The sequence below is a fragment of the Parabacteroides caecihominis genome, from assembly GCF_023656785.1.
Taxonomy (GTDB): domain Bacteria; phylum Bacteroidota; class Bacteroidia; order Bacteroidales; family Tannerellaceae; genus Parabacteroides; species Parabacteroides segnis.
In genome coordinates this window covers 1-25,170 of the sequence record NZ_JAMOKS010000026.1, presented here as the reverse complement: position 1 = coordinate 25,170, position 25,170 = coordinate 1, and the positions used below count along the sequence as shown (strand labels likewise).

At 43.3% G+C, this 25,170-nt stretch carries 11 protein-coding genes and 1 pseudogene; 7 read left to right on the top strand and 5 right to left on the bottom strand.

The features are described 5' to 3' along the window. Positions 1-52 precede the first annotated feature (52 nt). The 5 genes from NBH14_RS19610 (at position 53) to NBH14_RS19590 (ending at position 13,669) form a co-directional block, all read left to right on the top strand. Positions 53-3,478: a TonB-dependent receptor gene (locus NBH14_RS19610; protein WP_186960873.1), complete on the top strand. Its 3,426-nt coding sequence runs from the start codon at positions 53-55 to the stop codon at positions 3,476-3,478. A 10-nt stretch (positions 3,479-3,488) separates the two neighbouring features. Then, positions 3,489-5,492, top strand: a complete 2,004-nt coding sequence (locus NBH14_RS19605) for a RagB/SusD family nutrient uptake outer membrane protein (protein WP_186960874.1) — start codon at positions 3,489-3,491, stop codon at positions 5,490-5,492. Between the two features lie 77 nt (positions 5,493-5,569). Further along, positions 5,570-8,095, top strand: a complete 2,526-nt coding sequence (gene galB, locus NBH14_RS19600; protein ID WP_186960875.1) for a beta-galactosidase GalB — start codon at positions 5,570-5,572, stop codon at positions 8,093-8,095. A 192-nt stretch (positions 8,096-8,287) separates the two neighbouring features. After that, entirely contained in the window at positions 8,288-11,089 is a 2,802-nt protein-coding gene (locus NBH14_RS19595) for a DUF8487 domain-containing protein (protein ID WP_186960876.1), read from the top strand. 162 nt (positions 11,090-11,251) lie between these two features. Continuing rightward, positions 11,252-13,669 (top strand): hypothetical protein, encoded by a 2,418-nt coding sequence (locus tag NBH14_RS19590; protein WP_186960877.1) that lies wholly within the window; start codon positions 11,252-11,254, stop codon positions 13,667-13,669. Between the two features lie 84 nt (positions 13,670-13,753). On the opposite strand, the gene NBH14_RS19585 is transcribed toward NBH14_RS19590, so the two are convergent. Both NBH14_RS19585 and NBH14_RS19580 read right to left on the bottom strand, forming a co-directional pair. Next, entirely contained in the window at positions 13,754-15,301 is a 1,548-nt protein-coding gene (locus NBH14_RS19585; RefSeq protein WP_186960878.1) for a PD-(D/E)XK nuclease domain-containing ATP-binding protein, read from the bottom strand. A gap of 154 nt (positions 15,302-15,455) precedes the next feature. Then, a complete protein-coding gene (locus tag NBH14_RS19580; RefSeq protein WP_186960879.1) occupies positions 15,456-16,358 on the bottom strand; it encodes an AraC family transcriptional regulator in 903 nt (300 codons plus the stop codon). Between the two features lie 164 nt (positions 16,359-16,522). Here NBH14_RS19580 and NBH14_RS19575 point away from each other — a divergent pair, with 164 nt between their 5' ends. Next, a complete protein-coding gene (locus NBH14_RS19575; RefSeq protein ID WP_186960880.1) occupies positions 16,523-19,849 on the top strand; it encodes an SUMF1/EgtB/PvdO family nonheme iron enzyme in 3,327 nt (1,108 codons plus the stop codon). After that, positions 19,846-20,733 (top strand): beta-propeller domain-containing protein, encoded by an 888-nt coding sequence (locus NBH14_RS19570; RefSeq protein ID WP_186960881.1) that lies wholly within the window; start codon positions 19,846-19,848, stop codon positions 20,731-20,733. The genes NBH14_RS19575 and NBH14_RS19570 overlap by 4 nt, the downstream gene beginning before the upstream one ends. Positions 20,734-20,748: 15 nt before the next feature. Here the strand turns inward: NBH14_RS19570 and NBH14_RS19565 are convergent, their stop codons facing one another. The 3 genes and pseudogenes from NBH14_RS19565 to NBH14_RS19555 all read right to left on the bottom strand — a co-directional run. Next, positions 20,749-22,311 carry a PD-(D/E)XK nuclease domain-containing ATP-binding protein gene (locus tag NBH14_RS19565; protein WP_186960888.1) on the bottom strand — a complete coding sequence of 521 codons (1,563 nt, stop codon included), beginning with the start codon at positions 22,309-22,311 and terminating at the stop codon, positions 20,749-20,751. A gap of 186 nt (positions 22,312-22,497) precedes the next feature. Continuing rightward, positions 22,498-23,271: a DNA-binding domain-containing protein gene (locus tag NBH14_RS19560; RefSeq protein ID WP_186960882.1), complete on the bottom strand. Its 774-nt coding sequence runs from the start codon at positions 23,269-23,271 to the stop codon at positions 22,498-22,500. A 47-nt stretch (positions 23,272-23,318) separates the two neighbouring features. After that, positions 23,319-25,170: pseudogene (locus NBH14_RS19555) on the bottom strand (hypothetical protein); the annotation flags it as partial.

Here is a 25,170-nt window from a genome sequence, read left to right as displayed (position 1 = left end):
GAATTATTTCGGGGATACAGGATCCCTTTTTTTCTTAAAAACTTGTAGAAAAATGAGAATAGGTATATTTTTATTGTTTATAATGATTTTTCAAATCAAAGCAGAACAGGCCTATTCACAATCAACAGCATTGTCATTCAAATTATCCAACAAAACAGTTGAACAAGTATTAGAACAGATTGAAAAGGAAACAGAATTCTCTTTCCTCTTCACAGACAATACGCTTGATGTAAGTAAGACAGTAAATATTCAGGTCAAAAAACAAAATATCCACCATGTTCTGAACCAACTATTCGAGGATACGGATATTCAATACAAAATTGTTGACCGTCAGATTATCCTTTCTAAAAAAGAGGTAAACATAGCCCCTCAACAAGGGAACAAAGTACAAGGTGTCATCAAAGATGAATCAGACCTGCCTATCATTGGTGCTAATATTTCCATAAAAGGAACTACTACGGGTGCCATTTCCGATATAGATGGAAAATTCAGTATTGATGCTCCTAAAAAATCAACGCTGGTCATCTCTTACATTGGTTATATAACGAAAGAGATCGAGGTTGGAGACAGTAATAAAATTGACATTGTATTAAAAGAAGATGCTCAAAGTCTGGATGAAGTTGTCGTCGTTGGTTTTGGCACCCAGAAAAAAGTCAATTTAACAGGTGCTGTAGCAACAGCCTCTTCTGAAACATTCGAAGACAGACCTGTGCAGAATGTAGCTATGATGCTGCAAGGTGTAATGCCTGGACTAAATATCACAAAAACAGATGGTACAATGGACCAGGCGCCTTCTATCAATGTTCGTGGTATGACTACTATCGGTGAGGGTTCAAAAGGTGATCCGCTTATCCTTATAGATGGAATGGAAGGAGATATTAATATGTTGAACCCGCAGGATATTGAAAGTATTTCTGTATTAAAAGATGCAGCAGCCTCTTCCATTTATGGTTCAAGAGCTCCTTTTGGTGTTATCCTTGTTACCACCAAAACAGGAAAAAGCGGTCGATTCGTTGTAAACTACAATGACTCATTCCGCTGGAATACTCCGATCAAACGTCCTAAAATGGTAGACTCTTACCGTTTTGCAACCTATTTCAATGATGCCGCCATCAACGCGAAGGGTACGGGTAAATTCACCCCGGAACGTATGCAACGCATCAAAGATTATATGGATGGTAAAATTACGACTAACAATATTCCTGACCCCAACAATCCGGCAAACTGGGGTGACGGATATGACTATGCAAACGACAACGTTGACTGGTGGGATGTTATCTACAGCAATTGGTCATTCTCGCAAGAACATACAGCCAGTCTGACCGGAGGTTCTGAAAAATTACAGGCTTATGCATCTCTGAACTACCTGAACTCAACAGGTTTAATGAAGCTTAGCGAAGATACTTACAAAAGATATGCAACCAACATCAAACTGGCGGCTCAATTATCAGAACGTGTACACGTTAAATACGGTGTTAGATTCACTCGTTCCGATTACGATCGTCCTGCACGTATGGGATATATTGGAGCAATGGGATATCAGACATGGCCTGTTTTACCGGTATATGATGACAACGGTCATTTTTTCAGTAGCCCCTCTCCTGCTTTGGGCATTAAAGAAGGCGGTAGAGATAAAACTCAAATGGATCACATGAGCCAGCAATTACAAGTAACCGTTACTCCTATAAAAAATTGGACAATCACAGGAGAATTGAATTACTGGTCATCCAAATACCGCAATCATTGGGACACTCAGAAAACATATAACCATAACGTAGCCGGAGATGTTATTCCTAATTCCGACAATACCGAAGTTAGAGAATATGCAACATCCGGAGATTACCTGAATCCAAATGTCTACTCGACCTACTCTCATAAACTTGATAGCGGACACGATTTCAAACTTATGCTGGGTTTCCAGTCCGAACAATCCTGGAGCAATGGATTCAGTGCCATGCGTAACGGTATCATGGTACCGGGAATGGATGTTATTGATATTACAAACGGAACAGACGGAAGCGGCAAAACTGCACCTCCCTCTGTCAGCGGTTCTAAAGATAAATGGGCTGTAGCCGGTTTCTTCGGACGTATCAACTACAACTATAAAGACCGTTATTTGCTCGAAGCAAATCTTCGTGCAGACGGAACTTCACGTTTCAGAAGCGATAAACGTTGGAAAATGTTCCCTTCCGTTTCTGCCGGTTGGAATATCGCTCAGGAAGAATTCTGGAGCGACTGGACCGATATCGCCAACACGCTAAAAGTACGTGGCTCATACGGTGTATTGGGAAATCAAAACACAAGTTCCCTGTACCCAACCTATGTAACAATGCCGTTGGGTACTTCAAACGGTGGTTGGATCGTTAACGGAAAGAAACCGAATACGGCTAATGCACCAGGCATCATCAGTTCTACACAGACGTGGGAAACAATCAGTACTCTTGATTTTGGTTTCGACCTGGGTATGTTCAACAACCGTCTGACAGCCAATTTCGACTGGTACCAACGTGACACTAAAAACATGATCGGTCCGGCTCCGGAACTTCCCGCTATCCTAGGTACAGCTGTTCCCAAAACAAACAATACAGACTTGAGAACAAAAGGATGGGAAATCAATTTGCTATGGAAGGATCAACTATCCAATGGTATCAACTATCAGGTTGCATTCAACCTATCTGACAACCAGACAACTATCACCAGTTATCCGAATGAGACGTACGACCTGGGAAAATATTATTCCGGACAAAATGTTGGTGAAATCTGGGGATATGAAACAATCGGTATTGCGAAAACACAGGAAGAAATGGATAAACACCTGGCTACACTTCCGAACGGAGGACAGCAACCACTCGGCAGCCAGTGGGAAGCAGGAGATATTATGTACAAAGACGTGAACGGAGACGGTGTCATCAACAATGGCAGTAACACTTTAAATGACCATGGAGATTTAAAAGTAATCGGTAATAATACTCCCCGGTTCCGTTTCGGATTGAACCTAGCCGCAGCATGGAAAGGTGCTGATATCAGTCTGTTCTTCCAGGGAGTAATGAAACGTGATTTCTGGGAAGGCAGCTACAATTTCTTTGGTTATAGTGGCTATATCTGGCGTTCTGTTGCTTTTGAGGAACATATGGATTATTTCAGGAATGACCCGGATCATATAATGGGACTTAATATAGACTCTTATTATCCGCGTCCACTTGATAACTCATCGAAAAATCAAAATACACAAACCCAATATTTGCAGAATGGTGCTTATATCAGATTAAAAAACATCTCTGTAGGTTATACGCTCCCAAATTCTCTCATGCAAAAAATAGCAATCTCCAAATTCAGGGTATTCCTTTCCGCAGAAAATCTGTGGACAGGAACAAAGTTGAATAAAATATTCGATCCCGAAACACTTGGAGGTGGAACATCCAGTATTGGATATCCATTGTTTAAAACTGTTTCTTTAGGTATAAACGTTAACTTTTAATTCGTAAAAAATGAAATTAGCAAATCTATATATAGGAATATCATTCATCGGAAGCCTGCTGTTTACCACATCTTGTGATGACCAGTTAGATATTGTGCCACCATCCAGCGTAACTCCCGAAAACTATTTATGGGAAGAATCACAACTGGAAGCCTATTCTATCAATCAATATGGAACCTTGCCCGTCAAAGATCCTTTTGACAGTGATAACCAAACAGACATACAAGCCGGTATATCAGTGCCCGGAAAATACGTAGCCGGAGAATGGAAAGTACCGGCAACCGGTGGCAGTTGGGGATTTGGAGATTTATACAATATCAATTATTTTCTAAACACGGTTTTACCTCGTAACGAACAAAAACAAATATCCGGTAATAAAGAAATGATTAATCATTATATCGGTGAAATGTATTTCTTCAGAGCACTCCATCATTTCAATAAGTTAGTAGATATAGGAGACTCTCCTATTGTCACTACAACTTATCCGGATGACAAGGAAATCCTTATTACAGCCAGCAAACGTTTACCCCGAACAGAGGTAGCCCGTTTCATTATTTCCGATCTCGATTCAGCGATTATGCTGATGAAACCAACATCGCCGGATGGAAAAAAGAACCGTCTAAGTAAACCGGTTGCCCAATTATTGAAATCAAGAGTTGCTCTATTCGAAGGAACCTGGCTGAAGTATTTCAAAGGAACGGCATTTGTTCCCAATGGACCGGGATGGCCGGGAGCAGCAAAAGATTATAATGCAAACTATCAGTTCCAATCAGGCAACATAGACAACGAAATCAATTGGTTCCTGGATCAGGCAATCGAAGCATCCAACAACGTGGCTTCAGCTTTTGGATTAACCCCCAATACAGGTATATTACCGCAAGGCCCGGGCGAATCGAATCCTTTTGTTGAAATGTATGGAGCTATCGATATGTCCGGATATGAAGAGGTATTGTTATGGAAAGCTTATGACAAAGGACTTGGTGTAACTAATAATATTCCAGTCAATTCCAGTACAGCAAATCTGGGCATCGGTGTAACCCGCGGAATGGTTGACAGTTATCTGATGGCAAACGGTCTGCCTTATTATGCTCAGGGAAGCGGATATCACGGAGACGAATCAATCTCTGATGTGAAAAAAGACCGGGATGAACGTGCTTTCCTGTTCCTAAAAGAACCGGGACAATTAAACATGTGGATCAATACAGATATGGGATCTCATGGTGTTATCAAAGAACCGTTCTTGCCTAATATTACCAGTGGCTCCGAACAGTTCCGCTATAATACAGGGTATACAAATCGTAAAGGTGTTAATCCGGATAAGGCTCTTTGTGACAACTGGGGAGGATATAACGGTTGTATAGTATATCGCTCAGCAGAAGCCTATCTGAATTATATTGAAGCATATTATGAACGACACAACACACTGGATGCAAAAGCAACTGCTTATTGGAAAGCTATCCGTAAAAGAGCCGGAGTAGATGAGGATATTCAAAAAACTATTGATGCTACCGATATGCAAAAAGAAGCAGCAGCCAACTGGAGCGCTTATTCAGCCGGAAAACTGGTAGACAAAACTCTCTATAACATCCGTCGTGAACGAGCTTGTGAATTCATGGCCGAAGGTTACCGCACAGATGATCTGAGAAGATGGCGCTCACTTGACCAGTTAATGACCACTCCTTATTTTATTGAAGGTTTTAAAATATGGGGAGATTATTATCCGGAAAAATATGCAGAAGCAGCCAAAGAGGACAAGACTTACGAACTTATTTATGGGGTAGATAACTCAAATGCAAATGTATCCGACCCTGCATTGAGTAAATATGTCAGACCTTACCAGATCGCTAGAACTTTAGCATATGACGGATATACATGGAAAATGGCACATTACCTGTCTCCGATCGCTATCCAACATTTTATGATTACTGCTAAAGAAACGGATTATTCCGATTCCCCTATTTATCAGAATCCGGGCTGGCCATTAACTGCCAGTCAACCGGCCGACGATATTTAAAAAACGAATAAAGAAGATGCTACAAAAGTCTTAAATAGTATTTTTTGTAGCATCTCTTTTCATTTAAATAGAAGAATATGAAAAAATATTTCATCCTGTATCTACTTACGACATTGGCCTTTACTTGTTTTGCCAAAGAAAAAACAAAGATGATCCGCCAGGGAAATGCAGAAGTCGAACTATTTAACAACGACTGGAAGTTTTATCGTTACGGTTTACAAGCCGACGGTAACCGTATCGAAGAACCTCAAAATTTATCAGGTACGGACTTGAATGATTCAAATTGGAGGAAATTGACTTTACCGCATGATTTTGGTATTGAAGGTCCTTTCCGCATGGATTTGGCCGGTAATACAGGAAGATTACCTTTTCAAGGTATCGGTTGGTATCGCAAATCGTTCAAACTCTCCAAAGAAGATGCCGGCAAACAGATTTATATTGATTTCGACGGTGTTATGGCGTATGCTGAAGTATGGCTAAACGAGCAATATATCGGGGGCTGGCCTTACGGATACAATTCGTTCCGCTTGGATTTAACCCCGTTTATTAAATCCGATGCAGAAAATGTGCTCGCGGTACGGACTAATACAGAAAAATGGGATTCCAGATGGTATCCGGGAGCAGGAATTTACAGAAACGTCTGGTTAGTAAAAACAGGAAAAACACACGTAGCTCACTGGGGGACATTTATAACAACAACTGATATTACTGACCAGTCAGCACAAATCAATTTGGAAATCGAGATCGAAAATAATCAGGAAACAGCAGTTAAAGCCAAAGTTGTAACCGATATCTTCGAGATAAACGCGAACGACCTATTTGGTAAAAAAGTACTATCTTTTGAAAACGAAGATATTCAATTGGTTGCTCACACATCCGGTAAAATATCACAGTCAAAGAAAATTACAAACTATAAAAAATGGGATATAGAATCACCTAACAGATATGTTGCTCAAACCCGGATCATTGTTGATGGCAAAACTGATGATTGTTATTATACACCTTTTGGTATAAGGACAATCGAATTTAGCCGCAACGGATTCTTTCTGAATGGCAGAAAGATAGAAATTAAAGGAGTATGTAACCATCATGACCTGGGAGCTTTAGGAGCAGCTTTCAATAAAAGTGCTCTTATCCGCCAGATTGAAATTATGCAGAAAATGGGATGTAACTCCATTCGAACTTCACACAATCCGCCAGCGCCGGAATTGCTGGAACTTGCAGACAAAATGGGCATACTCATTATGGACGAAGCTTTTGATGCATGGGCGAAAGGTAAAAGAGAATGGGATTATAATAAACTATACGACGAATGGCATGAAAAAGACCTGAAGGCTCTGGTATTCAGAGACAGGAATCATCCATCCGTATTCGTCTGGTCGATCGGCAATGAAGTGATGGAACAGAGAAATGTCGAAATGACCAAACATTTAGTGGATATAGTTAAATCCATGGATAAAACACGTCCAGTAACTAACGGATATAATGATCCTGACGGAGGACGCGAATCCGGAGCCAGCACAGCTCTGGATATCATGGGGGTCAATTACTTTTTCCAGCAACAAGCCAAATGGGATGCGGACGAACGTTATAAAAATAAACCGACAGTCGGTACTGAAACATCTTCTTGTGTCAGCACACGTGGAGTATATTACTTCGATGGAGGAATAAGAAAAGACTTTCAAATATCTTCTTATGATGTCGATCATCCGGGTTGGGGCTGTACACCTGACAAACAATTTGCAACAAACGCAGAATACCCCCATCTGTTAGGTGAATATGTATGGACAGGTTTTGATTATCTTGGAGAACCTACTCCATTCAATTCAGACAACACCAATCTGCTGAATTTCCGGACAAACCCCAGCAAGAAAGCTGAATTAGAAAAAAAACTGGAAGAACTGAAAAGACTCCAGCCGCCTTCGAGAAGCAGTTATTTCGGTATCGTAGACCTTGCCGGTTTTCCTAAAGACAGATATTATATTTATCAGGCACATTGGCGTCCGGAACTGCCTATGGTACATATCCTTCCTCACTGGAACTGGCCGGATAGAACTGGTAAAACCGTACCGGTACACGTATACACTTCCGGAACTGAAGCCGAACTATTTGTGAATAATAAGAGTTATGGACGAAAAGTAAAAAAAGAAGGCAAAGATTTCAGACTCGTTTGGGATAATGTTGTCTATGAACCCGGAACAGTAAAAGTCATAGCTTATAAAAAAGGTAAAGTCTGGGCTAAAGATGAGATACAAACAACAACAGAAGCATCTAAAATCACTTCGATTTCAGATAAGCAGATTATCTCCAATAACGGTTATGAATATGCCTTTATTACAGTCAGAATAGAAGATAAATCTGGTAACCTTGTTCCAACTGCAAACCACAAACTAAAAATAGATGTAACCGGTTGCGGAGAATTAGTTGCGACAGATAACGGGGATCCGACCAGCTTTGTCCCATTCCAAAGTAATCAACGGGAAGCATTCAATGGATTAGCCTTGGCTATTGTCAAAGCAAAAACCGGAGAAAAAGGAAATATTAAGATTAAAGTGGATAGTCCGGGATTAAAACCTGCACAAATCCAGATCCGATCTAAATAATTCATACTGGAAACGCCGGCGTTTTATAGATTTTTCTATTTCCGCCGGCATTTTTAGTTATTACCACATAAATAAATGAAAAACTATTACCCAAATCAGAATATAATCCATCTATAAGAATAAATTATCTATTGATTTTTTATCGAGAACACGATTCCTTTGCATCATAATTTCACATATTATTAAATACTCATGAAAAAGTACTTATCAGTCCTATTTATCTTTTTATCCCTAATGGCCTGCCGTCAGGTTGATGACAAACAATCCCTGCAAGGGAAATGGCTATTTGCCCTCGATCCTAATGACATCGGATTAACTGAACAATGGTATAACAAATCTTTAAACGACACAATTCATTTACCTGGTTCATTACAGGAACAAGGTTATGGCGACAATGTCGGAATAGAAACACCCTGGACCGGACAAATCGTCGACAGATCATGGTACGATGCTCCCCAATATGAGAAATTCCGTCAGCCAGGAAATATCAAAGTTCCTTTCTGGCTGAACCCGGACAAGCATTATGTAGGAGTTGCATGGTATCAGAAGGAAGTAGAGATACCCGCTTCATGGAACGGTCGGCCGGTAGAACTCGAACTGGAACGCACGCACTGGGAAACGACGCTCTTTCTGGATGGCATGGAAATGGGGAAACACGAATCACTGTCCACTCCGTACAGACACACTTTTAATGAATTGTCCCCCGGAAAACACACGTTAACTCTCCGCGTAGATAACCGGATAAATATAGAAGTGGGCACAAACGCACACAGTGTATCCGACCATACCCAATCGAACTGGAATGGTGTCATCGGGACAATCAGCCTGACAGCCAAACCGTCCCTCTACATAGACGATATACAGATTTACCCGAATATCACAGACAAAACGATCAAAGCTATAGTCTCGTTGGACGGAACAATCGGAACGAACGGTTCTTCCCTACTTCTTCAGATAGAGAAGAAAAATGGAAGTATCGTTGGCAAACCTTACAAAATAGAGATCACTTCCGGTTCCGGTATGATACAGGAGGCCACTCTAGCAATGGGTGATGACGCTCAGTTCTGGTCTGAACACACTCCGAACCTTTACACCTTACGTGCAGTTATCAAAAACGGCGAAAATAAAGAAGAACAATGCCGCACATTCGGTCTCCGGGAGTTTAAGGCGAACGGTACGCGTTTCGAAATAAACGGACAACCAGTATTCCTTCGCGGGACTCTGGAATGTTGTATATTCCCACTAACAGGCTATCCGGCAATGGACAATACTTACTGGGCAAAAATATATAACCAATGCAAAGCACACGGTCTAAATCATGTCCGTTTCCATTCCTGGTGTCCACCGGAAGCAGCTTTCGCAGTAGCAGACAGCATGGGTATTTACCTACAAGTCGAATGCGCAGGCTGGGCAACAGTTGGCGACGGAGGTTACTCCGACCAATGGTTCCATGACGAAAGCGACCGCATCCTAAAAGAGTACGGTAATCATCCTTCTTTCTGTATGATGGCTTACGGTAACGAGCCAGGAGGAGCCAATCAGGCTACATATTTGTCAGGCCTGATAAATTATTGGAAATCAAAAGACCTCCGCCGCGTCTATACAAGTGCCGGTGGCTGGCCTTATGTTGAAAACGCCGACTATTGGGATCCTATGGAACCACGTATCCAACGTTGGGGAGAAGGTATGAACAGTATCATCAACGCACAACAACCCCGTACTGACTTTGACTTTGCCGACATTATCCGGAAAAATATGCCGACTGTCAGCCACGAAGTTGGACAGTGGTGTGTCTATCCGAATTTCAAAGAAATAGAAAAATACACAGGAGTACTGAAAGCTAAAAACTTCGAGATATTTCAGGAAACCTTGAAAGAACATCATATGGCTGACTTAGCAGACGATTTCCTGTTTGCATCCGGACGCCTGCAAACACTTTGCTACAAAGCAGACATTGAAGGGGCTCTCCGTACGCCCGGTTTCGCCGGCTTCCAATTACTCGACCTCCATGATTTTCCAGGACAAGGAACAGCCCTTGTCGGCGTTCTTGATCCCTTCTGGGAAGAAAAAGGTTATGTAACACCGGAAGAGTATAGTACTTTCTGTAACAAAACAGTTCCTCTTGTCCGTTTCCCGAAAATGGTCTGGCTGAACAACGAGACATTGAACGTCCCCCTCGAAGTGGCACATTTCGGAGAAAAACCGTTACAGGCAGCCAATATCACCTGGGAGATCAGCAACCAGGTAGGAGAAAAGATTGCACAGGGCAACTTCGTGAAAGACCTGCCCGTAACCAATTGCATTCCTGCCGGAAATATCGAATATTCATTCTCCGGCATAGAAAAACCGACGCAATTGGTTGTCAGTGCGGAAGTGAAAGAAACCGGCAGTAAAAACCTATGGAACATCTGGGTATATCCGGCAAAACAAGAAACGGTAGATAAACAACCTTATATCACTTCGGCATTGGATAACCAGGCCATGGCACAGCTGGAAAAAGGAGAAAACGTCCTGCTCTTGTTGTCACCCGGAAGCATCCTGCCGGAAAAGGGAGGAAATATCAGTGTCGGCTTCTCCTCTATTTTCTGGAACACGGCCTGGACCAACAAACAACCGCCTCATACGCTCGGTATCCTCTGTGATCCCAAACACCCGGCACTGGCAGCTTTCCCCACAGAGAAATATAGCGATTATCAATGGTGGGACCTGGTAAGCCATTGCAATGCGATGGTACTGGATGACTTCCCGGCAGATTACCGCCCGGTTGTACATCTGATCGACGACTGGTTCACAAACCGGAAGCTGGGAATCCTGTTGGAAGGTAAAGTCGGTAACGGCAAACTGATGGTATGCAGTGCCGATCTGCAAACGGAACTGGATAAACGTCCGGCTGCCCGCCAGTTCAGGCAAAGCATCCTGCAATATATGGCATCCGACCGCTTCAATCCGCCTGTATCACTCGACCCGGCACTAATCAAATCACTATACAAATAATTAAAACAAAGCATCTGATCTCTACATTCAGGATCAGATGCTTTTCATGTATAAAGAAAAACTATTATCTTCGCTCGTCTTTTGCCCGAAGACTCAACAACAAGCAAATAAGAATCATCAATCGGTGAAATAAAAATAGATAAACACTTTAAACGAACGAACATGAAACGACTCTCTGTAATTGGCAGACTAGTGCTACTTTTTGCCTTCGCGCTGGTTTTTCAGACCAGGGCCCAGCATGTAAATCTGAAAACCCGTTCCACCCAAATAGGAATAAACAATGAAGGTTACTTTTCTTCTATCCAGGTAGAAGGCAAGGATATTCTTCACACGGGTAAATATCCACTCGTAACGGCCTGCACAGACAACAAACTCATAACACCGTCCAAAATGAGTGCCAACGGAAACCAACTTAAACTAACGATGTCCGACGGCGGCACAATCACACTGAAACATAAGGAAAGCGATGTCTGCATCACATTGGAGGCAGCAAATATCCCGGAAAAATACGACGTATTACTGTTCGGCCCGTTAGCTGTTACGATCAATGAAGTTGTTGGAGACGTGGTTGGTGTCGCACAGGGTAACGGTGTTGCTTTCGGTATACAGGCGCTGAACATTAAAACGAATGCCGGCATCCCTGACGAATATGGACAATTGATTACCAGCACATACGGTTATAAAGGAAAATCTGCTGAACTGTCGGTAGCCAGCATCCCTGACTTCAAACTGGCAGCCGCCGATATTTCTGACGGGACGGTATTCCATTTCTCCGCCCGCAGAAGAAACAAACAGGAATATCGCAAAGTACAGCAAATACAGAAATCACTGGTCCTCCCGGTCGAAGGGGAAGACGGACTGATAAAAGGTTCAAAAATAGCCTTCTTCGGCTGTAAGAATACAGACGCGCTGGCCCGTATCGGCGAGATTGAAATCGAGCAGGGACTTCCCCACCCGATGTTCGACGGCGAATGGGGGAAAACAGCCCGCGCAGCCATGAAATCTTATCTGATCTCTGATTTCTCGGAAGACAATTTTGATATGATCCTGGACAAGGCTAAGATTGCCGGTTTCGAATATGTTTACCATAGTGGCCCGTTCCTGGACTGGGGACATTTCAACTGGGACCCCAAATTCACCAAAGGCGGGGATGAAGGCGTAAAGAAGATGGTAGACAAGGCAAAGGCACAGGGTATCGCTGTCGGTGTCCATACACTCAGTAACTTCACGACTACAAACGACGCCTATGTAACACCGATTCCTTCCGACCACTTGCTGAAACAAGGCATACTCACCCTGACAGCCGACCTGAACAAAGACCAAACCGACATTACAATCAAAAAGTCAGACCTATTCTCCATGCCGATGACGCTCAACACCCTTCAGATCGATAAAGAGCTGATTACTTACGGCACAACAGAAGAGCAGGGAGAAAACATTCTGTTGAAAAACTGTAAAAGAGGCGCCTGGGGAACAACAGCCGCCAGCCATTCACAGAAAACACCGCTGTACAAACTCTGGGACTACCCTTACAAAACCCTCTTCCCTGATCTGGTCCTGCAAGACAAATACGCTGACCGCCTGGCTGAGATAATGAATAAAACAGGTATCCGCCAGATATCCTTCGACGGTTTGGAAGGATGTTCCTATACCGGTCAGGACGAATATGCAAACAACCGTTTCGTCTATCGCTTCTACAACCAGCTCGACCAGAATGTGCTTAACGACGCCAGCCGCCTCAGCCACAACTTATGGCACATCCATACCCGTATGAACTGGGGTGAACCCTGGGGCGAAGCGATGCGCACCGGCCAGGTTGAAAACCGTATCAAGAACCAGTCATTCTTCCACCGCAACCTGTTCCCGCGTATGCTGGGTTGGTTCCTGATCCGTCTGGCCGACCGTAATTTCGAATGTTCTTCCCTCGAAGACCTGGAATGGGCATTATCCGAATCAGCCGGTTTCGATGCCGGTTATGCGATGACAATCAACAGTAACACCTTGCGCCGTCACGGACAAATCGATAAATTACTGGAAGCGATCAAAAACTGGGATAAGCTGCGCGAAGCAGAAGCATTCACGGACGAGCAGAAAGCCCGTCTGAGAGATCCGCAAACAGAATGGCACCTGGAAAAAACAGACGAACAGAATTACAACCTGTATCCGCTCTATATATCCAAACATTTCCGTTGCAACCTGTCCGAAATGCAACCGGGACAACCGGGCGGTGCCGACTGGTCATGGAGCAGTCCTTATGAAAGCACATATGCCATCCGCCTGAAAGTAGATGGAGACGGAACCATCAAAGACCCGTCATTCACCACGCCTCAAGGGGTGATTAAGTTCCCCTGCGAGATTTCAGACCGCCAGTATCTGCTTTACACATTCGACGGTAAGGCCGTAGTAACCGATAAGAACTATAATGTAATCAGCGAAGTGCAGCCCCAGGGAAATGCCGTACTTCCCGCAGGTTCATCTGCCGTAGCCTTCTCCTGTGAGCAGACCAGTGAAGACGCTCCCGAAGTAATCATCCGTTACATTACCAAAGGGACTCCGGAAGTGATAAAACTTAATAAATAACAACAATACACAAATCGCCCGGCAAAAGAGGTAAAACTGAATACCTCATTTGGCCGGACGTATTTATTTCACTCTTTTACTCAGTCACTCTACAATCCACTTTTCGATATTACGGATCTTCGCACTGAAATTGACACCTATTTTAAACAATTTACGTCCATCCGCTTCAAAGGGCTGTGCATACTGTTTTTCGTTTATTTGCTGCAAGGCCTCCTCTGCCGTGCCATCCAGTTTAAACTCCATGACGTAAATGTATTTATCTGTTTGCAGGACAAGGTCGATGCAGCCATAGGATGTATGGTATTCCGCCTTTACATAAAAGCCAACCAGTTTGAAGACGATAAAGAGCACATTCTGATAATGCAGTTCCAGATCTTTTACCAACTCATAAGGCGTATCAGCAAAGAAACTTTGCAGGTGGCGGAAAAAGGCATCGATCTCGCCGGCACGTATCTCGCGGACAAATTTCTGTATCTCAAACGGAGCTTCGATCTTATTAAACCGTGTGTAGAAAGGCTTCAGGAATTTGATAAAACCTTCTTCCACCTCTTCATTGGGAAAACCGAGACGATAAAGGCCAAATTCCTCATCATCCCCTTTTATCGTCAGATAACCACTCTGGAAAATGACCGGGATAGGCTGCTCATCGCCATAAATACTATTCAGCACATCGACATCAGTCTCTTCATGTGCCATACGTTCCAGATCATAGTGGCTGCGTTTCAACAATTCCACAAGGTAGGTAGGGGTGCCTGTTTCGAACCAGTAACTACCAAACTTCATCTTGTAAAAGGTATTCAATAAACTAAATGGATTATAGATACCTTCTGTATTTTCCACAAAATGATAACCGTCATAACGTTTCTTCAATTCGGCAAACGCTTCCTCGTAACTCATTTTCAGCTTATCAGCCAGTTCTTGCAAATCTTCTTTCAGGTTATCACGTATCTCCTGCCCAGTTACTCCGCACAAAGAGACATAACGTTCATCCATAGAAATATCGATTAAATTGTTCAGATCACTGAAAACGCTTACCTTACCAAACTTCGTGACACCTGTCAATATAGCGAATTTGATGCAACCGTCCATTGTTTTGAGCACGCCATAAAACGGTTTCAGGGTATTCCTGTATTCCTTTTGTAAAGCCTCATTACCTATGGCTTGCAGCAAAGGTTTATCATATTCGTCTACAAGGATAGCAACGCGCTGACCGGTCTGCTCACAGGCACGTTTCACAACACCTTTGAAACGCAAGGCAAGAGTAACTTCCCCGGGGCCTGTACCATAAAGAATTTCCCAATTCAGAAGAGCTTCGTTCAGGATTTTATCAAGGCTGTCCGGTGTATCATATTTCCCGATATTGAGATCCAGATGCAGTATCGGATGCTTTATCCAGTCCTTTTCCAGCTTTTCCATTGCCAGGTCCTCAAACAGTTCCTTCTTTCCTTGGAAATAGGCTTCGAGGGTGGAAATCATCAGACTTTTACCGAAGCGGCGCGGACGGCTCAGGAAGTAATAACGTCCTGTTTTCACCATCTGATAGATCAACGCCGTTTTATCTATATAGAAATAACCGTCTTTGCGAAGACTTTCAAAGTTCTGTATGCCGATGGGGTAAATCTTACTGCTCATACATTTTTTATTTTAACCGGATAATGACTCTGACAAAAGTACGAAAAAGAACACTGCCTACATCCTTTTTTCGAAGATAATCCTTTTTTTGACATCAGTAGAAGTTCGTGTCCCTACCTTATATACGGCATAATCGGGCATGTAACACATCAACTCACATAGGATGATTATCCGACTTCAATTCATTGAATTGTTTCACACGATACTCTCTCGGGGAACAACGGACCATTTTTGAGAACAAGCGGGAAAACTGGGAAAGGTTGGTGATGCCTACTTTTTCCGCAATTTCGATAATCGACATATGGGAAGTAAGCAGTAAAGTCTGTGCCCGTTCGATTCGTTTCATCTGGATATATTCGCAAGGGGGCATGCCGATAATCCGTTTAAAAACTTTGGAGAAATGGTCGGGAGTAATACACATCAAATCAGCCAGAACCGAAACAGAGATACGCTTGTCCAGATGCTTATTTATATATTGTATAGCCACATCCAGTTTTTCATACAAGCTGTTCGCCTCCGGTGAAAGCAAACATTCTTCCGTTATAAAGCGGGAAAACAGTTGCAACAGGATACCGCCGCTCTCCACCAGGTTGGAGAATGTCGAAACCGAAACCTCATCTTCCCGGGTATAAATATTCCTGTCGTTATCATAATGCTTCGGGTCGGACGTCGGCAACGACTTATACGGGTTCAGCGCCAGAAAACGTTCCATCAGGGAATAATCCATCGGGGTAGCCTCGACCTGCAAATCCATTTTCATCGGATTGCTGATACCTTTCCCTCCTTTCGTCTCATCGAAAAAACAGATATAATAATGCTCCATAAAATCATCACATTCATAACTATGGAAAGCAAACTTGGGTATAAGGAAAAGTTGCCCGGGCAATAATTCGTATCCCTTCTGATTAATATAGACTTTTCCTTTCCCTTTTGTAATCAGGTAAAGCCGGTAAAACGGACTGATGACATCCTGATAATTCCACCAGGTTTCAACCCGGGAATAGTCGGCATAAAGCAAGGGCAACGACAGGTCGTATGGAGAATAAGAAACAAGCATATCAGACATTTATTAGTTAACCGGTGTAAATGTAGGAATAATATTTAAATGCACAATATCGGATTATGCAAAGTATTCATCTTATTTTGTCAAAGATTATAGCCGGATAGCCTTTACTTTTGTAATTACTAAACTTCATCTTATCACATAATTCTAATTACGCTATGAAACGGCTTATAACAGTATTACTTATCGTGTCCGGACTATGCAGTCCGTTCCTCCTTTCGGCGCAGGATTCCTGGCAAAGCCTGATTAACAGGCTTACCTATTACTCACCGGAAAAATACAAATCGGCAATAGATAACCTGAAAAAGAAATATCCCGACAGTTACCGCCCCGACACCAATTGGGAGAAAGCGCTCAACGAACTGAAAACCGATAAGGAAACACTTATCAGCGGTTTGAAAGCCAAAGACCCCAAAGCGGAAAAACAGGCAAAGAAACTGTTGAAACAACTGGATGCCGCCCTGCTGGCAAACCCTTTGCTGGCGGACAAACAGGTGGTAGCCATCCGCCGGACACTGGGCGATAAGGCCCGTACAGCCATGAGCGGGCAACTGGGCATCGCCCCTTCCAATTTCCAGAATAATTCGGAGATTGGAAATCCGAAAGCAGGCTGGACCAACGAGTTTGTTTCATTGACCGTCAATCCGGATAAAATAAAACAATCACTCCTGTACAAACCGGAAGACGGAAAAATCATCACCGACCCGGAACCGCACTTCGACGGGAAAAGACTTATGTTTTCTTCCATCGGCACTTCCGACCGCTGGCATCTGTTCGAACTCGACCTGACCACAGGCAAAACCCATCAACTAACCCCGGATACATATAAAGATTTTGACAGCTTCGACGGTTGCTATACACCGGACGGACGATACATCTTCTGTTCGACAGGTACCTTCCTCGGACTGCCTTGTACAGATGGAGGAAATAAAATGTGCGGATTATTCCTGTATGATCCAAAAACAAAACAAACCCGTCAGTTGACATACGACCAGGACAGCAATTGGGGACCGGTCATGATGGATAACGGTACCGTGCTCTACCAGCGTTGGGAATATGCTGACCTGCCCCATTCCAATTCGCGCCTGCTGTTTACCATGAATCCGGACGGCACCACACAATCAGCTTTCTATGGTTCCAACTCCTACTTTCCGACTTCATTCTTCAATGCTCGCCCCATACCGGGACGACCATCAGCCGTGGTTGGCATAGCCTCCGGTCATCACAGCGTTTCGCGCAGCGGACGCATGCTGATCATCGATACCAATAAAGGCCGCCACGAAGCGGACGGAGTCGTTGCCGAAATCCCGTATGCCGGCAGAAAAGTGGAAGCTGTCGTTCGCGACCGCCTGCCCGACGGTATATGGCCGCAGTTCCTGCAACCGTATCCATTGAACGATACATACTATTTGGTTTCCATGAAGGAAAACCCGGAAAGCTTATGGGGACTTTATCTGGTCGACACGTTCGATAACCGTACTCTGATTGCCGAAGAGGAGAACGTTGCCTATCTTGAACCGGTGTTGATGGACAGTCGTAAATCACCGAATGTAATTCCCGACCGTATCAATCTGGCATCTTCAACTTCCACTGTTTTCCTGCAAGATATTTATGAAGGTGAAGGACTAAAAGGTATTCCACGTGGTACAGTAAAGAAACTACGCATCGGCTCTTTCAGCTTCAGCCCGTGGGGTCAGGGCGGATTGCTGGGCACTATTGGTATGGACGGACCGTGGGACATCAAGCGAATCCTGGGCGAAGTGGATGTTGAAGAAGACGGCTCGGCCATGTTCACAATCCCTGCCAATACGGCCGTATTTGTACAACCGCTGGATGCAGAGGGAAAAGCATTACAGGTTATGAGAAGCTGGTTTACCGGAATGCCGGGCGAAACGGTCTCTTGTATCGGTTGCCATGAAGAAAAATCAACAATAGCCATTCCGAAGCGGACAAAAGCATCCCTGCAAAAACCGCAAGCCATCAAAGAATGGTACGGAAAAGAGAGAGGATTCAGCTACCGTCACGAAGTACAACCCGTTTTGGATAAATATTGTATCTCCTGCCACAATCAGGACAAACCCGGAAAGCCGTACCTGAAAGGAGACAAATGGATTAATGACTGGACTTCAAACATATCGGGAAGAGCCTGGAAAAACGGCGGACATTTTACACTTTCGTATGCCAACCTGCACCGTTACGTGCGTCGGCCGGGTATCGAAAGCGATATGCACATGCTGGTTCCGATGGACGTACATGCCGATCAGACCGAACTGATGCAGATTCTCCAGAAAGGGCATTACGGCGTTAAACTGGATAAAGAGTCTATGGAGAAGCTAGCCTGCTGGATAGACTTCAATGCACCTTTCCACGGACGTCGTTCTGACATTCCGAAGTTTGAAGATGCAGAAAAGAGTAATGAACTTCGGGAATTATACCGCGAAATGTTCGGTGCCCCGGAATCGACAGCCGAATGGTTACCGGAAATCCCACAGAATATAGAACCCGTCAGATTTGAAAAGGAACAGAAACCTTTAGGCGATACCCTGCTGGCTAAATGGCCTCTTTATAACCCAACCGAAAAATCATACGCACAATGGGACAACACGCAATGGAAGCAATTGGCATTAGGCAACTTCCAGAAAAGCATCCCGCTGGGTAACGGTATTACTTTGGAATTGGTGAAAATCCCGGCAGGTTCCTTCATCATGGGTAGCGACCGGCATCCGGACGAATTGCCCCAGACAATCGTACAGGTAGACAAACCTTTCTGGATAGGACGTTTCGAAATCACTAACGCACAGTTCAGGGCCTATAACCCGGCACACGATAGTCGCGACGAACACCGCCACGGCTACCAGTTCGGACGCAAAGGCTATTCCATGAACCATCCCGACCAACCGGCCGTACGCATCTCCTGGCAAGAAGCGATGGAGTATTGCAAATGGTTATCCGAAAAGACAGGCATGAAGTTCTCGCTTCCAACCGAAGCGCAATGGGAATGGGCTTGCCGTGCCGGAAGCGATACGCCTTTCTGGTATGGCGACATGTCAGCCGATTTCTCACGCTATGCCAACTTGGGAGACATCAAGCTGAAAGAGTTCGCCGCCTGTACCTCTTATAAGCACTACGAAAGTGCAAGGGTTATCGATAATCCCAACAAATACGACGACTGGATTCCGCGCGACACGACTTACAACGACGGAGGTTTCATCTCCGAACCGGTAGGACGTTACGTCCGCAACCCATGGGACTTGTTCGATATGCACGGAAATGTATGGGAATGGACTTTATCTTCCTATCTGCCTTATCCGTACAATGAAAATGACGGCCGAAACGAGTTGTCTTCGGAAAACGGCAAACGGGTTGTACGCGGAGGTTCCTGGTACGACCGTCCTTACCGTTCGACATCTTCTTTCCGCCTGCCGTACCGTGAATATCAGAAAGTATATAATGTAGGATTCCGTGTAGTAATGACTGAAGAATGATAGAACGCTATTTTAAATATCTGTTTTGCATTGTAGTAGTAATTAGCACTTGTTGCTCGTGCAGCAATACCAGAGAAAAGTTGCTTGTTTCCGGCTGTGGCTGGAAACAGGTAGCAATTCTCGACAAAAAAACAGGAGAGATAGAATGGAGCCACCCGCTTAACAAAGGGGAAGACTGCAACGATGTTGAAATAACCAGGGAAGGAAATATCCTGTATGCCTACACTTCCGGTGCCCGGATGATTACCCGTGACCAGCAGACGGTGTGGGACTTCAAAGCAAAGAAAGGGGAAGAATTATTCACCGCAACCCAGCTGCCTTCCGGCCATTACATGCTGGCAATCTGCGGCACCCCTTCCCGCATCATCGAACTCGACCCGCAAGGTCATCCTGTCGAAGAGATTGAGTTTGACACCAGCATCACCGGTGTGCACGACCAGTTCCGCCAGATTGTAAAGACACCGCAAAACACTTACCTGATACCACTGATGGGAAAAGGGGAAGTAGTTGAAATGACTAAAGAAAAGGAAATTATCAACAGGGTCGAATGCGGTGGCAATCCCTTCGCCATCCAGATACTGAAAAACGGAAACTGGCTGGTATCCTGCGGCGATGCACATAATTTCGTGGAGATAGACCCTGCCGGCAAACAGATTGTCAGAAAAGTCGGAAGCGACGACTTACAGAACACCTCTTTGTTGTTTGTTGCCGAACTGGTCCGGTATGACAACGGAAACACGCTGATAAGTAACTGGAACGGACATAGTAAAGACAAATCGCAACCACTACTGGTAGAAGTAACTCCGGATAATACAGTTGTCTGGACGCTCCCGCTACATCAAGACATTATCAATATCTCAGCCGTCTATTCATTCAGGGAATAGACGGCTATTCCTTTTTTATTCTTCAATAAGCCACTGTCCGATATTACGTTCGGAGGCGTCGAACATAACGCCGACTTTTATCTGTTTACGGTTATCAGCCATATAGGGTATCAGGTATCCTTTATCATTGATTTGCTTTAAAGCCGCTTCAGCAGAACCATTCAGTTTAAATTCAAAGATATAGATAGATTCTTTTGTTTTAACAACAGCATCCGCACGCCCCCGGGCACTCCGTACTTCCGCATCACAAAATTGTCCCATCAGTTTAAATACCAGATAAAAAACGACTTGATAATGACGTTCAGTCTTATCATTCAACTCATACGGAAAATCTGCAAAAAAAGCTTTCAGACGCGTCAGGAAAGAGTCCACATCGCCACTTTCCAGTTCACGAACAAACTTACCGATATAGAACACCTTATTTTCATCGGATATGGAGGAATAAAAAGGAGCAATAAAGTTCAGAAAGCCATACTTCACCTCTTCATTTGGAAAACAAAGTGTATATAATTTAAAACGAGGATCATAATCTTTTATAGTCAAATAACCACTCTGGTAAATCAACGGAATAGGGTTATTAACAGCCACTCTATATTCTGAAAAAGAAGAAGCATCTGTTTCGACACCGTTTATCAAAGTACGCAAATCATAGTCGCTTTTCTTCAACAGTTCAACAAGAAACGTCGGGGTTCCCGTTTGGAACCAATAATTATCAAACGTACTATATTTTAAAGCATTCAGAACGCTAAACGGATTAAACATGCCTACTGCATTCTGACAAAAGTGATAACCGTCATATTGCTTTGTCATTTTTTGCACAGCCTCTTCTTCTGTCAGTTCGTTTGCCAAAGCTATATTTTTCAACTCCGGTACAAATTGAGTAACGAGTTCCTCCTTTGTTATTCCACAAACTGATTCATAATCTTTCCGCATGCTTATATCATCCAGTTGATTCAAATCACTAAATACACTCACATGTGCAAACTTAGTTACCCCCGTCAGAAAAACGAATTTCAAATAACGGTCCATGCTTTTCAATACACCATAAAAAGCTTTTAATGTCTTTAAATACTCCGTTTGAAGTTCTTCATCCCCAAAAACCTGCAATAGAGGCTTATCATACTCATCTACCAAGACTACAACCTGACGACCTGTTACTTCATAAGCTCTAGTTATCACATAAATAAAACGCTCTTCAGGACTCCGACCTTTTTTTTCATCACCATATAATGCTTCCCATATTTCCAAGTGCTGATTCAATATAGCAACCAAAGCTTCGACCGATTCATATTTACGGGCATTCAGATCCAGATGCAACACCGGATATTCCAGCCAATCCGTTTCCAGTTTCTCGATAGCCAGTCCTTTAAACAACTCTCTTTTTCCCTGAAAATAGGCTTCAATGGTAGATAACAACAGACTTTTACCGAAACGACGGGGACGGCTCAGGAAATAAGGTTTTCCCGTAGTTGCCATTTTATAAATCAAGGCTGTTTTATCAACATATAAAAAACCCTGGTTCCTTATATCTTCAAAACTTTGTATGCCTATCGGCAATTTTCTTACGGCTGCATTCATAACTTTATTTTTTCTCATACAAATATAGGATATTATATCACGTAATAGATTAATTAGAGATGTAAAATTACCGTCCCCCTTAAACGCCGTGCTGCGTCTCGATGAGACGTAACGTTGCGTTTAGGGGAGACGATGGGTTGCGTCGCGGCGAGACGTAAGGCGACGTCTCGATGCGACGCGGGGAGGCTATTCGATTTCGGGACGGTCACCACCGCCACTACCGCCGTTGCCGACGGTTAATGGGCGTTCGTACTCGATGGTACGGGGCTCTTTCAACAGGGTCGTTGTGTTGGAAAACTGGGTGACGATACGTAAGGTGTACTGACCGTCCGCCAAGTCTGATGGGACGCGGGCCAGGAGGCATTTCGGATCGTTCGTTGTCAGGCGGCGGGTGACGGGATGTTCCGTGCCGTCGCTGGCAATGAAGAAGACACCGACACCTTCGGCTTCACCGGATACACGGATCTTTTCGCCTTCAATACGAATATCATCACCGGGAGTGATGACATCATTAGAGAGGCCGGTAAACGTATTTACAACCAGACCGATGTTGGCACCGCTATCTTTCACAGTTAAAACCTCCACCCCGACATGACTCAAGGATTCGCGCATTTCGGAAGCAAGAATAAGATCCAGCGTTACCTTATGTTTCTCCGGGTCGAATTTGGCACTCGAGCCGATCCATGAACCTGCCACACGCGGGGTGTACTGGCAGGTTTTCGTGAGAACACTATAACCGTCCATGACCGCTTCACGGATGACGCGGTCGTGTTGGTTAATGATTGATAACAAGGTGTCGTACTTGTATTCCGAACCTTCATCTACTATACGCTGCGCGATATCTTCGTTACGCAAGGTGTTTTTCATGGTGGATACTTCGGCTGTGTAGTCGTTATCCACATCTTTCGTCAGGAGGTTCAGGCGTAGCCAGACCTTCCAGAATTTGGTGTAATTTGACATAAATAAATTGTTTAATTAATAAACATCTTCTATTTTGAAGAAACTTTCTATTTATTTTTTATACAACGGAGATTACTGATATTTTTATCTCCTAAAGTCCATGTTGAGAACTTTCCGTTAACAAATCTAAGTCCATAACCGATTCTATCATCATTCGAAGCCCAGTAATGAACTTCTCCAGAACCAGGCCTATAGGCTGCCTTTAGTTCTGGATACGAATTCAGATCATAGGCAAGGGTATTACCTCCAGAAATACCTGCAAGTGACAGATATTCTGAATGAGTTGGAATTCGCCAATTTGAAGGACATGCTGTCCCATTTGTAACTCTACTACGCATATCATTATATGAAATCGAACTTACAGAATTAACTGGGGCAACCCAATAACCTTTTACAAGAGTTGGTGGAACCTTACTACCTGGATATACTATTTGATATTGTTTCACGGTAATATTTTTCTTTAATGAGCCGCTATACTTGTCTGTAACAGACGCATTACAATCATTCGTAGGTGTACCATGCCAGTTATCATTATTAATTCTATTCATTCTAATCGTTGTTTGTTTTTGGCCTGTTGATAAAGTTGTCTCCGACATAACATCTAAGTTGCACCAAGAGCCATTAACAACCGTAACGCCTTTAGGTGATGTAACCTTAAACTCGACATAAGAGCCTTCACAAGCAAAATATGAAATTGTAGGAGTTGTTGATGTAAAGTTACTTACAGTTGTATAATCAGAATTTTTTGTTGGAGTAGAAAAAGTCACATCTCTACTAATAGCATATACTTTATATGTTTTAATAATTGTATTATCCGCTTTACTACGAATTGTAATGTCTGCATTCATATTCGTGGTAGTTCCAGATGCAACATTAAATGTATAAATCGTTTGATTTTTTCCTTCATCTTCTTTAGTGACAATCAACCATGATGGAACATTCAACACATCAGAACCACCTATCGTATTTACAGTTAATTTCACTTTATCATTTTCATTATTAAATAACTTCAATGTGCTACTACTATTATCAAATTCAGCTTGCGCTACTGTTGTTGAGGTTATAGTTAGATCGGATTTCAGCTTCAGAGTAACCGTTTCCTTCATTTCCTCATTTGCCTTATTGGTAAATGTAAATGTTTTACCTTCCAAAGGATAAGGATCGGGAAAACTTGCATCTGATGAATTTAAAGTTAATATATAATTAGCCAAAGATATATTCTGTTCCACTGCAGGTGCTATGGTCAACCAATTTACCGGAGTAGTCCAACCTATAAATTCTAAGCGACTACCACCAGACGCAAAGACATTCAAAGTAACTGTTGGTTGTGAAATAGCTGTTGATTGGTAGAGACTCAATACGTTATCAGCATAAGTACTGCCATTTGATAAATTATTTACTAATACAGTTGGCTTTGCAAACGGCTGAACAATAACAATAGTTTCTTTTGCCGAGATCTTATCTGTAAAACGGATGAAAGCGATAGGATACTTTGTATCCGTATAAGTAGCATCTTTCTTTATAGTGTATATAACAGGTGTAACATCTGCTTTTGTCATATTATCGGCAAGTGGATCTATAGTCAACCACTGGTGTTCCGTATCATTGCCCTCGTAATACATGGTTACGTAATAACCGGCTGTAGAACCACCTTCCATCGTAAATTGTGTACCGTCAACAATAGGCATTGTTACCATACGTGTTGCAACATCATACGTAACGTCTCCCCCTCCTACATTTACTGTAACGCCATTCTCATCCGCTTCCCCACCCGGTTCATAATCGTCGATATTACCTTCGTCCGTCCAGTCTTCCACGTTGATCGTGAAGTCAAGATGATATTCGTCGGCTTTAGTGATATTGACCGTGTAGCGGTGATTCTGGGATACTTCTATATAG

Bases quoted from the DNA above. Each gene is read 5' to 3' on its own strand.
- NBH14_RS19595 (WP_186960876.1), top strand. From the start codon at position 8,288: ATGAAAAAGTACTTATCAGTCCTATTTATCTTTTTATCCCTAATGGCC.
- NBH14_RS19610 (WP_186960873.1), top strand. From the start codon at position 53: ATGAGAATAGGTATATTTTTATTGTTTATAATGATTTTTCAAATCAAA.
- NBH14_RS19570 (WP_186960881.1), top strand. From the start codon at position 19,846: ATGATAGAACGCTATTTTAAATATCTGTTTTGCATTGTAGTAGTAATT.
- NBH14_RS19605 (WP_186960874.1), top strand. From the start codon at position 3,489: ATGAAATTAGCAAATCTATATATAGGAATATCATTCATCGGAAGCCTG.
- NBH14_RS19560 (WP_186960882.1), bottom strand. From the start codon at position 23,271: ATGTCAAATTACACCAAATTCTGGAAGGTCTGGCTACGCCTGAACCTC.
- NBH14_RS19585 (WP_186960878.1), bottom strand. From the start codon at position 15,301: ATGAGCAGTAAGATTTACCCCATCGGCATACAGAACTTTGAAAGTCTT.
- NBH14_RS19580 (WP_186960879.1), bottom strand. From the start codon at position 16,358: ATGCTTGTTTCTTATTCTCCATACGACCTGTCGTTGCCCTTGCTTTAT.
- NBH14_RS19590 (WP_186960877.1), top strand. From the start codon at position 11,252: ATGAAACGACTCTCTGTAATTGGCAGACTAGTGCTACTTTTTGCCTTC.
- NBH14_RS19565 (WP_186960888.1), bottom strand. From the start codon at position 22,311: ATGAATGCAGCCGTAAGAAAATTGCCGATAGGCATACAAAGTTTTGAA.
- galB (WP_186960875.1), top strand. From the start codon at position 5,570: ATGAAAAAATATTTCATCCTGTATCTACTTACGACATTGGCCTTTACT.
- NBH14_RS19575 (WP_186960880.1), top strand. From the start codon at position 16,523: ATGAAACGGCTTATAACAGTATTACTTATCGTGTCCGGACTATGCAGT.